This is a genomic window from Streptomyces sp. 63XJN7_1_ISO-PGPR-S23-121, from assembly GCF_056173025.1.
Window position 1 is genome coordinate 2658439 of record NZ_CM149653.1, and the last position, 14133, is coordinate 2672571.

Consider the following 14133-nt stretch of genomic DNA (forward strand, 5'->3'; position numbering starts at 1 on the left):
GGGTACCGCCGGTCCCGGCGGTAATGCGTTTGTCCGGCAGGCGGCCCGAGCCGCACAATCCGTTCCCATGGGTCATCTCGAAGCCGCGCACCTGGAGTACTACCTCCCCGACGGGAGGGCGCTGCTCGGCGACGTCTCCTTCCGGGTGGGGGAGGGGGCCGTCGTGGCCCTCGTCGGACCCAACGGCGCGGGCAAGACGACCCTGCTCCGCCTGCTCGCCGGGGAGCTCAAGCCGCACGGCGGGACCGTCACGGTCGGCGGCGGGCTCGGGGTGATGCGGCAGTTCGTGGGCTCCGTGCGCGACGAGACGACCGTGCGCGACCTGCTGGTGTCCGTGGCGCAGCCCCGCATCCGCGAGGCCGCGCGCGCCGTCGACGCCGCCGAGCACGCCATCATGACGGTCGACGACGAGGCCGCCCAGATGCGCTACGCGCAGGCCCTCGCCGACTGGGCCGAGGCCCAGGGGTACGAGGCCGAGACGCTGTGGGACATCTGCACCACGGCCGCGCTCGGCGTCCCCTACGACAAGGCCCAGTGGCGGCAGGTGCGCACGCTCTCCGGCGGCGAGCAGAAACGACTCGTCCTGGAGGCGCTGCTGCGCGGCACCGACGAGGTGCTGATGCTCGACGAGCCGGACAACTACCTCGACGTGCCGGGCAAGCGCTGGCTGGAGGATCGGCTGGCCGAGACCCGCAAGACCGTGCTGTTCGTCTCCCACGACCGGGAGCTGCTCGCCCGCGCCGCCCAGAAGATCGTCTCCGTCGAGCCCGGCCCCGCAGGCGCCGACGCCTGGGTGCACGGCGGCGGCTTCACCACCTTCCACGAGGCGCGCCGCGAGCGCTTCGCCCGCTTCGAGGAGCTGCGCCGCCGCTGGGACGAGAAGCACGCGCAGCTCAAGAAACTCGTCCTGACGCTGCGTCAGGCCGCCGAGAACAGCCACGACATGGCCTCCCGCTACCGGGCCGCCCAGACCCGGCTGCGCAAGTTCGAGGAGGCCGGGCCGCCGCCCGAGCCGCCCCGCGAGCAGGACATCCGGATGCGCCTGAAGGGCGGCCGCACCGGGATCCGCGCGGTCACCTGCGAGAACCTGGAACTCACCGGCCTGATGAAACCCTTCGACCTGGAGGTCTTCTACGGCGAACGGGTCGCCGTCCTCGGCTCCAACGGCTCCGGCAAGTCGCACTTCCTGCGCCTGCTCGCCGGGGACGACGTGGCCCACAGCGGCCACTGGAAACTCGGCGCGCGTGTGCTGCCGGGCCACTTCGCGCAGACCCACGCGCATCCCGAACTGCTGGGCCGCACCCTCCTGGACATCCTGTGGAAGGAACACGCCCAGGACCGGGGCGCCGCGATGTCCCGGCTGCGCCGCTACGAGCTGACCCAGCAGGCCGAGCAGGCCTTCGACAGGCTCTCCGGCGGCCAGCAGGCCCGCTTCCAGATCCTCCTGCTGGAACTGGAGGGCGTCACCGCCCTGCTGCTCGACGAGCCGACCGACAACCTCGACCTGGAGTCGGCCGAAGCCCTCCAGGAGGGCCTGGAGGGCTTCGAGGGCACGGTCCTCGCGGTCACCCACGACCGCTGGTTCGCCCGCTCCTTCGACCGCTACCTCGTCTTCGGGAGCGACGGCCGCGTCCGCGAGACGACGGAGCCGGTCTGGGACGAACGGCGGGTGGAGCGGGCCCGGTAGCCGGCCGGGGCAGGGGGCGTCACCGCCAGCGCAGCAGTGCGCCGAGGCCGCCCACCGGCGCGTCGTCCGCCGCCTCCTCCCGCGGCCGGGCCGCCGTCACCGAGATCGCCGGAGCACCGGTCATCACCGCCGACCGCAGCAGCGCGTCGTCCGCGCGGGCCGACCAGGAGTTCTGCTCGCCGAGCGTCCTGAGCTCCGTACGGCGCACCGCCAGCTGGTCGGCGTCCTCGCCGATCCACACCTCGCGGTGGGTGTCGGGACCGTCCGGGATGATCAGCAGCTCGTCGATGCGGTGCTCCCGGGCGGCCTCGACCAACGCCGGTACGCCCTCCGCCGCGGCGGCCCGTCCCTCGCCGTCGGGTGAACGGGCGGCCAGGAACCTGCCCAGGTCGTCCCGCGCCCGCGAGCGAACGTTGTCCTCGCGCAGCCGCTCCACGTCGGCGTCCAGCAGCCGGCTGCCCGCGCCGTGCGCGGCCTCCACCACCCGGTCCTGCAGCCGCTTGGGCAGCCGTTCGTGCACCGACCGCCGCTCGCGGTCGTCACCGACCAGGATCAGCAGGTCGGCACCCGTCTCCTCCTGGCACACGGCGAGCGCGTCCGCGATCTCCGCCGCGTTGTGCTCCCAGGTGTTCTCCACCCGCAGCTGGAAGTGGCGCTCCGACCAGTCGGAGCTGCTCGACCGGTGCAGGGGCCACGGCCGGCCGGTCACCGAGCCCGCGTCCCGGCTGCCCAGCGCGCTGCGCAGCTCGAAGTCGGCACCCTTGCGGTCGATGTACGCCACGACGCACACGGGATCCTCGCCCGCCAGCTCCAGCAGCGGCGCCACGCGCGGCAGCGGCGCCCAGTGGGCCTCGGTGCCCCCCTGCGGGGGACGCGCCAGCGGCGGGTCGAGCACCACCTCGCCGGCCCGCGCGAACAGCGCCCGCCCGTGCGGGTCGCTGGAGTGGCGCAGTCCCTCCACGGCCTCCCGCACCGCCCGGCAGGTCGCGTCGTCAGCGCCCTGTGCGGCCAGCTCCCGGGCCACCGCGGCGGCGGTCAGTTCACGCTCGTGGGGCGTGTCCTCGGTGTGCTGGGAGAGGTCGACGTACACGGAGGCCCAAGGCCCCTGGTGTTCGTAGAGTGGATGCAGAAAGGCGAGTTCCATGGCTCCCTCCCGGATGCCGCTCGGGGGTGGTAGTGCTTCCGGGGCGGGTACCCGGACCGCATGAACGAACACGACACGCGGGACGGCGCCCCGGCCGGAGTGGACCCGGGCCGTCTGGACGACCAGCAGCTCATGAAGGAGCTGGAGACCATCCACCGCACGCGCCACGACACCCTGCTGTACGGGTCGAACGACGCACTGAGGGCCCACAACGAGCGCATGGCGCAGCTCGAGGGCGAATGGCTGCGCCGCAACCCCCGGCGCCCGGTCGCCGCGGGCCGCACCCGCGAGGGCGCCCGGGAGCGCACCTCCGGCGAGAGCGCCGCCCCTGGCGCCTGAAGCACGCGGTCCCGGCCCCGGCCCGGCGGTGCCCGCGTGCGGCGAACGCGCACGGGCCCGGCCGGCCCACGCGTCGGGAACGCGCGGCCGGCCGGGCCCGTGCACGGCCGGGGCTCAGCCGGCCTTGGCGAACTCCGCGAGGAACGTCTCGCAGAACGCCTTGAGATCGTCCGGCTTCCGGCTGGTGACCAGGATGTTGTTGCCGTGGTCGCAGACCTTCACCTGCTCGTCCACCCAGGTGGCGCCCGCGTTGCCGAGGTCGGTCCGCAGGCTGGGCCACGAGGTCATCACCCGTCCGCGTACGACGTCCGCCTCGACGAGCGTCCACGGGGCGTGGCAGATCGCGGCCACCGGTCGGCCCTGCTCGAAGAAGTCCTTCACGAACGCCACGGCCTTCTCGTCCATCCGCAGGAAGTCCGGATTGGCCACGCCGCCCGGCAGGACCAGCCCGCCGAACGAGTCGGCCGACGTGTCGCCCACCACCTCGTCCACCGGGAACGTGTCCGCCTTGTCGAGGTGGTTGAAGGCCTGGATCTCACCGGACTGCGTGGAGACGAGCACGGGCTCGTGGCCCGCGTCCTTCGCTGCCTGCCACGGCTCGGTCAGCTCGACCTGCTCCACGCCCTCGGGTGCGGTCAGAAATGCGATACGCATGTGGTTCGTCTTCCTTTCTGCGCCCGCCGGCGGGTGGCGCCGGCCGGCGCGCGTGTCACGTTCGGTCGCGGGGCCGCGGCCCCGCGGGTCGCTGTCAGGTGCCGTCCCTCGCGTCCGGCTCCGCGCGGCTGATGTCGGCGAGCGCCGAGGCGGGGTCCCGGGCCTCGGCCAGATCGCCGAGGCTCACCATCCCCACCGGCAGCCCGTCCTCCACGACCGGCAGCCGGCGCACGGCGTGCTCACGCATCAGCGTGACGGCGTCCGCCACCGGATCACCGGGGGAGACCGTCAGCGGATCGGGGGTGCAGACCGCGCGGACGCTCACCGCCATCGGGTCGGTGCCGTCCGCCACGGCCCGCACGGTGATGTCCCGGTCGGTCAGCACTCCCACGACGTCCTGGCCGTCCGCGACCACCACGTCACCGATGTTCTGCGTGCGCATCAGCTGCGCCGCCTCGACGAGGGAGGAGTCCGGGCGGACGGCGACCACACCCGGAGTCATGACGTCCCTCACGTACTCGGCCATCACGGCCCGCCCTTTCCGGCGCCTACGCGCCCTCGGGCCCACCGCTCTCGGTCAGGGCGACGGCCAGTTCCTGGACGTTGTCGTAGCGTGCCTTGTCCGGCAGGCGTTCCATGCCCTCGACGAGGGCGTCGGGCGCGTTGCCGCGGCGCAGGGCGCGGCCCAGCTCCCGGGGACCCGCGGGGAAGGTGCCCCGGGTCAGGTTCCGGGCCAGTTCCAGGCGGAGCGCCTCCAGGTACGTCGGCCCGCGGCCCGGCGTCACCGGCCCGTGCATGACCTCCGGATCGTCCTCGGCGGTCGGCTCCGGGTCGTTCCACTCCTCACTGCGGGTGGGGTGCCCGGACCTGAGCAGACCCTGCAGTTCGTGCTTCATCTCGTCGTCGCGGTGGACGCTCATCCGGTCACTGCCTCGCTGCATGTCTCCCTCCACATCCTCAGGGGGTGCGGACCGCGTACCCGGCCACCGACGGCCGACACGGATTCACCCGGACGCGTCGGGCCGGATTCGCGCGGACGGAACCCGGCCGCGCCGGAATGTTTGGGGCCGGGGCGCGAGGGCAGGCGCAGGTTCAGTGCTTCGGACAGGAGGCACGCCCGTGGGAGCGGCGCGACGCCGCCACGGACGCGTCCGTCCGGGCTCCGGACGCCCTCCCACGGTGACCGCCCGAACGCAGGGCCGTGTCGTCGCACCACCGGCGCCCGCCCCGGCCCCGGAGAGCCCCACGAGCCCCAGTGCCGGCCCGCGTCGCCCGGACCTCCGTCCGGCGCCACGACAGGACCCCGCACTCCGAAGGAGCTGCGCGCATGCCGATCCCAGCCGGCACGAAGCACCCCCACGACGACGCCCCCGACACGGCGGACGCCTTCCGGCGCCTCGCCGCCCTTCCCGAGGGCCCGGAGCGCGACGCGGTCCGGGACCGGATCGTCGAGGCCTGGCTGCCCATGGCCGAACGGATCGCGGGACGCTTCCGCAGCCGCGGCGAGAACTACGAGGACCTGCGGCAGGTCGCCGCCCTCGGCCTCGTCAAGGCCGTCGACCGGTACGACCCCACGCGCGGCAGCGCGTTCGAGAGCTACGCCGTCCCCACCGTCACCGGCGAGATCAAGCGGCACTTCCGCGACCACATGTGGACCCTGCACGTGCCGCGCCGAGTCCAGGAACTCCGCAACCGCGTCCGGGTCGCCGGTCAGGACCTCTCCCGGACCACCTCCGGCCGCAGCCCCACCGTCGCCGAGATCGCCGAACACGCCGGTCTGGGCGAGGAGGACGTCCGCGTGGGCATGGAGGCCCTGGACAGCTTCACGGCCCTCTCCCTGGACGCCGAGGTCACCGGCAGCGAGGACGGCTACTCGCTCGCCGACGGTCTCGGTGCCCCCGACCCGGCCCTCGACACCGTCGTCGACCGCGTGGCCGTCGGGAAGCGGCTGGCCGCCCTGCCCGAGCGGGAGCGCGCCATCCTCTACATGCGGTTCTTCGACGACATGACCCAGAGCCGCATCGCCGAGCAGCTCGGCATCTCCCAGATGCACGTCTCCCGGCTGATCAGCCGGTGCTGCGACCGGGTGCGGAAGCAGGTACTGCGGGACCCGGCGGCCTGACCCGGCTTCGCGGCGGCGGGTACGAAACGTATTCCTCACCCGCACGGGCGCCCCGGTCCCGCGAACGGCGCACGGCGGCGCGCGCCACCGGTCCGGGCGGGCTGTGATGGCCGAGGGCGCGAGTGCCGCGCCCTCGCAGCCGTCGCTCGAAGGAGCCCGAACCCATGCGCCGCACCCCCCGCGTCCTGTCCGCCGCCGTTCTGGCCAGTGCCGCCCTCGGTGTCTTCGCCGGATCCGGCGCGGCGGACCCGGGCGGCACCCCACGGCCGTCCACTACCGGTGAACCCGCTGCCGAGGTCAGCCCGGCCGCCGTCGCACCGGGGGACACCGTCACCGTCTCGGTCGACTGCGGCCCGGCCGTCGCGGCCGCCCCGGACGCCCTCGACGCGGTCTCGCCGGCCTTCGACGGGGGCACCGTCGCGCTGCTGAGGGTGAAGGGCGGCGACGGCGGGACCGCCTACCGGGGGACCGCGCGCACGGCCTCCGCGGGCGACCTCGGGAGCGACCCCGACGCGGCGGGCCCGGACGTGCCGTCGACCGTGGACGGCACCTGCCCGGGGGGAGCCGGCGGTGACGGCCGGCCGTGGAGCGCGGCGATGACCGTGTCCCGGGAGAGCGGCACCCCCGAGCCCACCGGATCCCGGGGCACTGCGACTCCCGGACCCACGCACTCCTGGGGGACCGCGACGCCCAAGCCCACCCGCTCCTGGGGGACCGCCACCCCCAAGCCCACCCGCTCCTGGGGGACCGCCACCCCCGAGCCCTCCTGCCCCCCGTCCGCCGCCCCGCACGACGAGCCGACCGTGCCGCGCAAGGAGCCGGCCGTACCGGGCGACGGCGCCGCCGTACCGGGCGACGGCGCCGCCGTACCCGGCGACGAGCCGGTGCCGTACGCCGAGCCGGCCGTGCCGTACGCCGAGCCGGCCGTGCCGGACGATGAGACAGTCCCGGGCGACGAGGCCATGCCGTACGACGAGACCGTGCCGGGCGACGAGGCGGTGCCGGACGGCGAGTCCTCCTCCGGCGAGGCGCCCGTCCCGTACGACGGCGCCGTGCCCCAGGCCGGGTCCGCGCTCGCCGGCGCTGCCGTGCCGTCCCGCCTCTCCACCGCGCGCGGGGACGGCGGGACGGGCGGGCACGGCACGCCCTGCACGACCCGGCCTCCGTGCCCTGAGCCCACAACCTGGGGCGCGCCCTGCGGCGACGGGACGGCGGACCACGGGGTGCAGGCCGGCACGGGAGGGTCCTTCACCGACTCCGTGCCCGCCCTGGCCGCCGGCGGCGTCCTGATCGCGGGTGCGTTCGGCGGGGCCGCGTACCGGCTGCGGCTGCGACTGCGACGGGAGACCCGGGACCACTGACCCGCGGCCGGCCCGGACCGGTCGGCACGGTGACGGACGCGACGCGGGCCGGAGCCATGGCCGGGCGGCCCGGTGGGTACTTGGTTGCACGACCGGAGCGTGACCGGAGCACGGCCGCGAAGCGGACCGCGCCCCGGCCGCGGCAGGACTCGGCACCACGGACTGCGGAGGCACCATGCGGTGGACGGACCCCGAAGGCGACGTCCCCGAACGCCCCGTGGCGCCCGGGGGCGGGGAGCCCGCCCACACGAGCGCGGGCCCCGCGCCCGAGGACCACGGCACCGTCCGCCGCGGCCCCCACCTGCCCGGCGACGGACTTCCGGTGCTGCCCGAACTGTCCGCCGTCCTCGCCGCCGCCGCGGGCCGCGCCCACGAGGAACCCGCAGGAGGCGCCCCGGCCCTCCTGGACGCCGCCTGCGGCTACTGGGACCGGCGCGGCCTGCCCACCGACCCGGACCACGCGGCCGCCGCCCCCGGCGCCAACGCCCTGCTGCTCGCGCTGACCGCCGCCCTCGGAGGCGACGTCCTGGTGCCGCGCCCCTGCGCCGCCTGGTGGGCCCCGTACGCGCGGCTGCTGGGCCGGCCCGTCTTCCACGTACCCACCCCCGCCGAGTCGGGCGGCGTCCCCGATCCGTACGCCCTCCTGGAGACCGTGCGCCGCATCCGTGCCGAGGGCGGCGACCCGCGCCTGCTCGTGCTGTCCGTCGCCGACGACCCCACCGGCACCGTCGCGCCGCCCGAGCTGCTGCACGAGACCGTCGAGGCCGCCGCGGGCGAGGGACTGCACCTCGTCAGTGACGAGACCTGGCGCGACACGCTGCACGACCCGCACGCCACGGTGCTGCTCAGCCCTGCCGAGATGCTGCCCGAGCGGGTCACCGTCGTCACCGACCTGGCCGGCGCGCTGCTGCCGCCGGGCTGGCCGGCCGCGATCGCCCGCTTCCCCGCCTCGGCCGCCGGGAACGGCCTGCACGCGCGCGTGCTCGACGTCCTCACCGCGCTCGGTGCCCGCGTCGCCGCGCCCCTCGCCGCCGCGGCCGGGTACGCGCTCGCCGAACCCGAGCCGGTCACCGCCCGACGCTCGGCCGCCGTACGCCTGCACGCGCGCCTGGCCGCCGCCGTGCACGCCACCGTCGTCGCCGCGGGCGCCACCGCCCGGCCCCCGCAGGCCGGCCGCCACCTGTACGCCGACCTCGGCCCGCTGCGCGAGGCGCTCGGCGCCCGGGGCGTCGGTGACGCCCAGGAACTGGAGGACTTCCTCACCGCCCGGCTCGGCATGCCCGCCCCCGGCGGCCACCGCTTCGGCGACGACCTCCTCGCGCTGCGCGTCCGGCTGTCCACCGGCCCGTTCCCGGGCGACACCGACGAACGGCGCGCGGAATGCCTCACCTCTCCCGATCCGTTGGAACTTCCGCACGTGCAAGGCGCGTTGATCGGCCTGAAGACGGTCTTCGGCGATCTCCGCGACGCTCAGCGATGGGAGCCTCCCCGATGACGCAGCAGCCCCGGCCGACCGCGAGCACCACGCCCGTCCAGGACCACCACGCCCCCACACCGCCGGGCCCGTACGCCCCCTTCCCGCCGCTGGCCGAGCCTAGGCCGCTGGCCGAACGCCGGTTCTGGCCGCGGACCTTCCACGACCGCCTGACCGCACCGCTGCCCGGACTCAAGGCCTTCGCCAGATTCGCCCGCGAGGGCGCGGTCAGACCCGGCCCCGAGGGCCTGGCCGACATCCCCAGGCTGCCGTACGCACCCGGGCCGCTGCCCCGCGTGGACGCCCGCACCGTCGCCGTCACCTGGGCGGGACACGCCAGTTGGGTGGTGAGCATCGGCGGGCTCACCGTGCTCACCGACCCCGTCTGGTCCCACCGCATCCTCGGCACCCCGGCCCGCGTCACCCCCGTCGGCGTCCCCTGGAGCTCCCTGCCGCGGGTCGACGCGGTCGTCATCAGCCACAACCACTACGACCACCTGGACGCCCCGACGCTGCGCAGACTCCCGCGCGACACCCCGGTGTTCGTCCCGGCCGGGCTCGGCCGCTGGTTCCGCCGGCGCCGGTTCACCCGCGTCACCGAGCTGGACTGGTGGGAGGGCGCCCGGCTGGGCACGGTCCGCTTCGACTTCGTACCGGCCCACCACTGGTCCAAGCGCAGCCTCACCGACACCTGCCGCACCCTGTGGGGCGGCTGGGTCCTCACCGACGCCGACGGCCGCCGCGTGTACTTCGCCGGCGACACCGGGTACGGCCACTGGTTCTCGCGCATCGGCCGCCGCCACCCCGGCATCGACCTCGCGCTGCTCCCCATCGGCGCCTACGACCCGCGCTGGTGGCTCCGCGACGTGCACTGCGACCCGGAGGAGGCGGTCCGTGCCGCCCAGGACCTCGGGGCCCGGCGGATGGCGCCGATGCACTGGGGCACCTTCGTCCTGTCGGCGGAACCGGTGATGGAGCCGCTCACCCGTGTACGCGCCGCGTGGCACGAGGCGGGGCTGCCACGGGAGGACCTGTGGGACCTGCCCGTCGGCGGTTCCCGCGTGCTGGGCGAGGAGTGAACGGTGCCCCGGCGGGCCGCGCGGCCCGCCGGTACGCCTGCGGTCCGCACCCGGCCCGCCGACCCCGCCCTAGGCCTTCGCCGGCCCCCGCAGGCGGCGCCACGCGCTCGGCGCCGCGCTCACCAGCACCGTGAGCGCGATCGCGGCGGCCACGCCCTCCCACGGCTCGCTGAACAGCGAGCCGCTCAGAATGCCGATCAGCTGGTACGTCACCGCCCAGGCCAGGCAGGCGGGCAGGTTTCCCCTGGCGAAACGGCGCGACGGCCACTCGGCCAGCAGGCAGGCCAGCATCACCGGGATCCGGCCGGCCGGCACCAGCCGGGACAGCACGAGCACCGCGACGTCGTGGTCGGCGAGCTTCTCCTGGGCCTGCTCCAGCCGGTCCTCCGGCGCCCGGGACCGGATCACCTCGAGCCAGCGCGAGCCGTTCTTCGAACCGCCCCCCCGTCGCCCCAGCCAGTACAGCGTCATGTCCCCGCAGAACGCGGCCAGCGACGCCGTCGCGAACACCATCAGCAGCGCGAACGGCAACGTCTGGTGCATCGCCACCACGGCCGCCGAACTCACCAGCACGCCGGTCGGCACCACCGGCACCAGCGCTCCGATCAGCACCAGCAGGAACAGCGACGGATAGCCCAGCGCCTGCTGCGTCGGCTCGGTCGGGATGCTCGTCACGGCGGTGCCCAGCAAGGTCACCTCGCGACCTCCACCCGTATGCTCTCGCCGTGTCCCAGCCGGTGCACCGCGATGCCCGGCGCGCGCAGCGCCGACAGGCGCACGAACTCGTGGCCCGGCGTGTGGAACTCGTGGGGGCGCACGGCGTCCATCCCGATCGGCCAGTACGTGCCGTAGTGCACCGGCACCGCCGCGGACGGCGCCAGCCGGGCCAGCGCCTCGGCGGCCCGCCCGGCGTCCAGGTGGTCCGCGCCGAGGTACGGCCCCCACCCGCCGACCGGCAGCAGCGCCGCGTCGACCGGCCCGACCTCCTTCTCCATCCCGTCGAACAGCCCGGTGTCCCCGGCGAAGTACGTACGTCCCTCGCCCTCGACGACGTAGCCGAGCGCGGGGGAGCGGTGCGGGCCCAGCGGCAGCCGCCGCCCGTCGTGCCGCGCGGGCACGGCGCGTATGCGCAGGTCGCCGACCGTCGTCTCGTCGCCGGGCGCGACCTCCGTCAGCCTCAGGTGCCCCAGCCGGCGCAGCCCCGGCACCGCCCGTCGTGCGCCCCGGGGCACGAGCAGGCGCGTGCCCGGCGCGAGCCGCGCGAGCGAGGGCACATGCAGGTGGTCGGCGTGCAGATGGGACACGAGCGTCACGTCCGCGCGCCGGGCCTCCGGCGAGGGCACCGGGCCCCGTCTGCGGCGCAGATGGGCCAGTCTGCGGACGAACAGCGGGTCGGTGAGCACACGTATGTCCGAGTCCTCGACCGTGCAGGTGGCGTGACCCCACCACGTGAGCTCCACCGGCACCTCTTTGCCTCCTTCGCGCGACTCCCCGAAGCCTACGTCCAGGAGTAGGGTCGGCGGCGAAAGGGGGAGGTGAGGGGGACACCATGAGGCCGTTACGCGTGACGGCGATCGCGAGTCTGACGCCGCTGGAGCAGCTGGACGACGATCCGTTCCTCGTCGACTCCCGCAGCCAGCACGCCATGTGCGCGCGCTGGGCCGCCGAGCAGGGCTACGTGATCACCCGGGAACTGCTGGTCCGTGGCCTGCGGCCCGACCACGACGCCCTCTGGGACGGCGTGCGCCCCGGTCAGGACGTGTTCGTGGCGCCCAGCCGCCGGGTGCTGGAGAGCGCGCTGTCCTCCGTGGAGGAGTTCACCGCGGAGTGCGCGCGGCGCGGGGTGCGGGTGGAGACGGTGGGGCACGAGGAACCGGCGTACGACGCCCGGATGAAGGCGTGCGTGCACCGCAGACTGTCCATGCCGACGGCCGGGTACGACGGCCGCTGACGGCGGACGCCCACGGGGTATCGGGCGGGTCCCGGGTGAACCGGACCAGGGGGGACAAACAGGCGTCCCGGAGCGTTGTGGCAGGGTGGGGAGGGCCCGCGCGGACTGCGGGCCGGGACGTGAGGTGTGCGGAGCGTGGGTGGAGGGCGTTGGCGGCGGGGCGCCAGTCAGGTCGGCCGGAGCATCGCGGTGTGGGCCGTCTCCACCGTGACCATGCTGGTGCTCGCGGGGATCCTCCCCGACTTCCGGCTCCAGTCCCCCGACGGCGACAGCGCGACCGACATCGCGGTCACCGCCGCGGTCGGCGCCGGCGCGTTCGGTCTGCTCTCGGCGCTGGTGTGGCCGCTGCTGGTGCGGCTGCTGCTGCTGGTGCCGGCGCTCGTCCTCGGGCTGCTGGTCTTCTTCCTCAACGGCGGGCTGCTGCTCCTCGCCCTGGACGTGAACCCGACCGCGCGCGGCGGCGTCGCCCCCGAGACGGCCGTGGTGGTGGCCGCCGTGATGTCCGCCGTGGCCTCGGCCACCGGCGGCGCTCTGGCCGTGCGCGACGACGACGCCTACCGGCGCCGGCTCTACCGGCTCGCCGACCGCCGCCGCAGATCCGGCCCGCCCTGCCCGACCGGCCCCGGCACCGTCCTCCTGCAACTGGACGGCGTCGGCCACGACGTGCTGCTGGACGCGGTTGACGAGGGCCTGATGCCCACCGCCGCCCGCTGGCTCGGCCGCGACGGCTCCTCCGCGACCCACCGGCTCGCCCCGTGGCGCACCGACTGGTCCAGCCAGACCGGCGCCAGCCAGCTCGGCATCCTGCACGGCAGCAACCACGACGTCCCGGCGTTCCGCTGGTACGAGAAGGACAGCGGAGAGGTGGTCGTCTGCAACCGCCCCACCAGCGCCGCCGACCTCCAGCGACGAGCCATCGAACACACCGGCGACGGCGGACTGCTCACCTTCGACGGCGCCAGCCGGGGGAACCTGTTCAGCGGCGGCGCCGACGAGCAGGCCCTCGTGCTGTCCATAGCCACCCGCCGCCGCAGCCCGGAGAACCGATCCCGGTCCGGCTACTTCGCCTACTTCTCCGACCCGGCCAACGCGGTCCGCACCGCCATGTCCTTCGTCGCCGAGGTGGGCCGGGAGATCGGCCAGTCCACCCGCGCCCGCGTCCGCAAGGTCCGCCCGCGCGTCTCCCGCGGCGGCCTCTACCCCTTCGTGCGCGCCTTCGCGACCGTCGTCGAGCGCGACGTCGTCGTCGCCGCCGTGATGGGCGACATGCTCGCCGGCCGCACCGCCGTCTACGCCGACCTGGTCGCCTACGACGAGGTCGCGCACCACTCCGGACCGCGGAGCCGGGACGCCGCGAAGGTCCTCCAGCGGCTCGACCGGGCCCTCGCGCTGATCGAGAAGGTCGCCGAGCACGCCCCCCGCCGGTACCGGATCGTCGTACTGTCCGACCACGGCCAGAGCCCCGGCGAGACCTTCCGCGCCCGCTACGGGCTCACCCTCGCCGACCTGGTGCGGGCGGGCTGCGGACTGCCCGTGCCCCGCCGGGCGCGCCGCACCCGCAGCGGCGCCGAGGCGCGTTCCGCCGTACGGGCCGCCCTGCACCGGCCCGTCGAGGAGAGCGGCGAGCAATACCGTCCCGCCGCCGACCGCCACTCGGAGCCGGTCGTGCTGGCCTCCGGCAACCTCGGCCTCGTCTCCTTCCCGGACGTGCCGCACCGGATGAGCCGCGAGGAGATCGACGCCCGCCATCCGGCGCTGCTGCCCACCCTCGCCAACCACCCCGGCGTCGGCTTCCTGCTCGTGCGCAGCGAGAAGCACGGCGGCCTGGTCCTCGGCGCGCGCGGCGCGGAGATCCCGCTGGACCGGCTCGACGAGGACCCCGGCCCGCTCGCGCCGTTCGGCCCCGGCGCCGCGGACGCCGTGCGCCGCACGCACACCTTCCCGCACGCCGCCGACGTCATGGTCAACTCCTTCCACGACCCGGTCGACGGCGAGGTCCTCGCCTTCGAGGAGCAGATCGGCTCCCACGGCGGACTCGGCGGCGCCCAGTCCCGGTCCTTCCTGCTGTCGCCCGTCGTCCTGTCCGCGCCGGACGGCGAGGGGGCGGACGTCGTCGGCGCCGAGCAGGTCCACCGGATCCTCCGCCGCTGGCTGCGTGAGTCCAACGGCCCGCAGGTGCCGCTGGACGATTCCCGGCCGCGGGGCCACGACGGCTCACCTTTTGCGGTCCCGGAGGGGCTCGCACAGGACAAAACGGCCTGATTTGGAGCAATGCGTGGTGGTGCCGGACCATGGACGCCGTCCCGGCGATCCCGGGCACCA

Annotated in this window: 14 protein-coding genes; 8 read left to right on the forward strand and 6 right to left on the reverse strand. The window is 75.2% G+C overall.

The features are described 5' to 3' along the window. The first annotated feature begins 67 nt into the window (after positions 1–67). Positions 68–1687, forward strand: a complete 1620-nt coding sequence (locus AC0VYN_RS11545; protein WP_475535890.1) for an ABC-F family ATP-binding cassette domain-containing protein — start codon at positions 68–70, stop codon at positions 1685–1687. Between the two features lie 19 nt (positions 1688–1706). On the opposite strand, the gene AC0VYN_RS11550 is transcribed toward AC0VYN_RS11545, so the two are convergent. Then, positions 1707–2831 carry a baeRF2 domain-containing protein gene (locus AC0VYN_RS11550; RefSeq protein WP_475535891.1) on the reverse strand — a complete coding sequence of 375 codons (1125 nt, stop codon included), beginning with the start codon at positions 2829–2831 and terminating at the stop codon, positions 1707–1709. A 60-nt stretch (positions 2832–2891) separates the two neighbouring features. On the opposite strand from AC0VYN_RS11550, the gene AC0VYN_RS11555 reads away from it, so the two are divergent. Next, a complete protein-coding gene (locus AC0VYN_RS11555) occupies positions 2892–3170 on the forward strand; it encodes a DUF6158 family protein (protein ID WP_385462946.1) in 279 nt (92 codons plus the stop codon). A gap of 114 nt (positions 3171–3284) precedes the next feature. Here the strand turns inward: AC0VYN_RS11555 and AC0VYN_RS11560 are convergent, their stop codons facing one another. From AC0VYN_RS11560 to AC0VYN_RS11570, 3 genes are all read right to left on the reverse strand, one after another. Beyond that, positions 3285–3824: a type 1 glutamine amidotransferase domain-containing protein gene (locus AC0VYN_RS11560; RefSeq protein ID WP_451693033.1), complete on the reverse strand. Its 540-nt coding sequence runs from the start codon at positions 3822–3824 to the stop codon at positions 3285–3287. A gap of 94 nt (positions 3825–3918) precedes the next feature. Beyond that, the gene (locus tag AC0VYN_RS11565; RefSeq protein WP_385462940.1) at positions 3919–4350 is read right to left on the reverse strand and encodes a CBS domain-containing protein; all 432 of its coding nucleotides are present in this window, start codon (positions 4348–4350) and stop codon (positions 3919–3921) included. A gap of 22 nt (positions 4351–4372) precedes the next feature. After that, entirely contained in the window at positions 4373–4765 is a 393-nt protein-coding gene (locus tag AC0VYN_RS11570; protein ID WP_475535892.1) for a DUF2795 domain-containing protein, read from the reverse strand. Between the two features lie 386 nt (positions 4766–5151). Here AC0VYN_RS11570 and AC0VYN_RS11575 point away from each other — a divergent pair, with 386 nt between their 5' ends. From AC0VYN_RS11575 to AC0VYN_RS11590, 4 genes are all read left to right on the forward strand, one after another. Then, complete coding sequence (locus AC0VYN_RS11575) at positions 5152–5946, forward strand: RNA polymerase sigma factor SigF (RefSeq protein WP_475535893.1); 795 nt, start codon at positions 5152–5154, stop codon at positions 5944–5946. Positions 5947–6110: 164 nt separating this feature from the next. Next, entirely contained in the window at positions 6111–7307 is a 1197-nt protein-coding gene (locus AC0VYN_RS11580) for a hypothetical protein (RefSeq protein ID WP_475535894.1), read from the forward strand. 175 nt (positions 7308–7482) lie between these two features. Then, positions 7483–8802: an aminotransferase class I/II-fold pyridoxal phosphate-dependent enzyme gene (locus tag AC0VYN_RS11585; RefSeq protein WP_475535895.1), complete on the forward strand. Its 1320-nt coding sequence runs from the start codon at positions 7483–7485 to the stop codon at positions 8800–8802. Continuing rightward, positions 8799–9860 (forward strand): MBL fold metallo-hydrolase, encoded by a 1062-nt coding sequence (locus tag AC0VYN_RS11590; protein ID WP_475535896.1) that lies wholly within the window; start codon positions 8799–8801, stop codon positions 9858–9860. The genes AC0VYN_RS11585 and AC0VYN_RS11590 overlap by 4 nt, the downstream gene beginning before the upstream one ends. 69 nt (positions 9861–9929) lie before the next feature. Here the strand turns inward: AC0VYN_RS11590 and AC0VYN_RS11595 are convergent, their stop codons facing one another. Further along, positions 9930–10556 (reverse strand): DedA family protein, encoded by a 627-nt coding sequence (locus tag AC0VYN_RS11595; protein WP_475535897.1) that lies wholly within the window; start codon positions 10554–10556, stop codon positions 9930–9932. Beyond that, positions 10553–11326, reverse strand: a complete 774-nt coding sequence (locus AC0VYN_RS11600) for an MBL fold metallo-hydrolase (RefSeq protein ID WP_475535898.1) — start codon at positions 11324–11326, stop codon at positions 10553–10555. Before AC0VYN_RS11600 ends, AC0VYN_RS11595 begins: the two co-directional genes overlap by 4 nt. Positions 11327–11409: 83 nt before the next feature. Here AC0VYN_RS11600 and AC0VYN_RS11605 point away from each other — a divergent pair, with 83 nt between their 5' ends. Together AC0VYN_RS11605 and AC0VYN_RS11610 are read left to right on the forward strand one after the other, a co-directional pair. Next, complete coding sequence (locus AC0VYN_RS11605) at positions 11410–11811, forward strand: hypothetical protein (RefSeq protein WP_475535899.1); 402 nt, start codon at positions 11410–11412, stop codon at positions 11809–11811. A gap of 135 nt (positions 11812–11946) precedes the next feature. Continuing rightward, the gene (locus tag AC0VYN_RS11610) at positions 11947–14073 is read left to right on the forward strand and encodes a phage holin family protein (protein WP_475535900.1); all 2127 of its coding nucleotides are present in this window, start codon (positions 11947–11949) and stop codon (positions 14071–14073) included. Positions 14074–14133: the final 60 nt, after the last annotated feature.

What these genes read in the sequence shown, in the direction of transcription:
- AC0VYN_RS11555 (WP_385462946.1), top strand. Translation starts at nt 2,892, where the DNA reads ATGAACGAACACGACACGCGGGACGGCGCCCCGGCCGGAGTGGACCCG.
- AC0VYN_RS11590 (WP_475535896.1), top strand. Translation starts at nt 8,799, where the DNA reads ATGACGCAGCAGCCCCGGCCGACCGCGAGCACCACGCCCGTCCAGGAC.
- AC0VYN_RS11570 (WP_475535892.1), bottom strand. Translation starts at nt 4,765, where the DNA reads ATGCAGCGAGGCAGTGACCGGATGAGCGTCCACCGCGACGACGAGATG.
- AC0VYN_RS11560 (WP_451693033.1), bottom strand. Translation starts at nt 3,824, where the DNA reads ATGCGTATCGCATTTCTGACCGCACCCGAGGGCGTGGAGCAGGTCGAG.
- AC0VYN_RS11585 (WP_475535895.1), top strand. Translation starts at nt 7,483, where the DNA reads ATGCGGTGGACGGACCCCGAAGGCGACGTCCCCGAACGCCCCGTGGCG.
- AC0VYN_RS11605 (WP_475535899.1), top strand. Translation starts at nt 11,410, where the DNA reads ATGAGGCCGTTACGCGTGACGGCGATCGCGAGTCTGACGCCGCTGGAG.
- AC0VYN_RS11545 (WP_475535890.1), top strand. Translation starts at nt 68, where the DNA reads ATGGGTCATCTCGAAGCCGCGCACCTGGAGTACTACCTCCCCGACGGG.
- AC0VYN_RS11580 (WP_475535894.1), top strand. Translation starts at nt 6,111, where the DNA reads ATGCGCCGCACCCCCCGCGTCCTGTCCGCCGCCGTTCTGGCCAGTGCC.
- AC0VYN_RS11550 (WP_475535891.1), bottom strand. Translation starts at nt 2,831, where the DNA reads ATGGAACTCGCCTTTCTGCATCCACTCTACGAACACCAGGGGCCTTGG.
- AC0VYN_RS11565 (WP_385462940.1), bottom strand. Translation starts at nt 4,350, where the DNA reads ATGGCCGAGTACGTGAGGGACGTCATGACTCCGGGTGTGGTCGCCGTC.
- AC0VYN_RS11575 (WP_475535893.1), top strand. Translation starts at nt 5,152, where the DNA reads ATGCCGATCCCAGCCGGCACGAAGCACCCCCACGACGACGCCCCCGAC.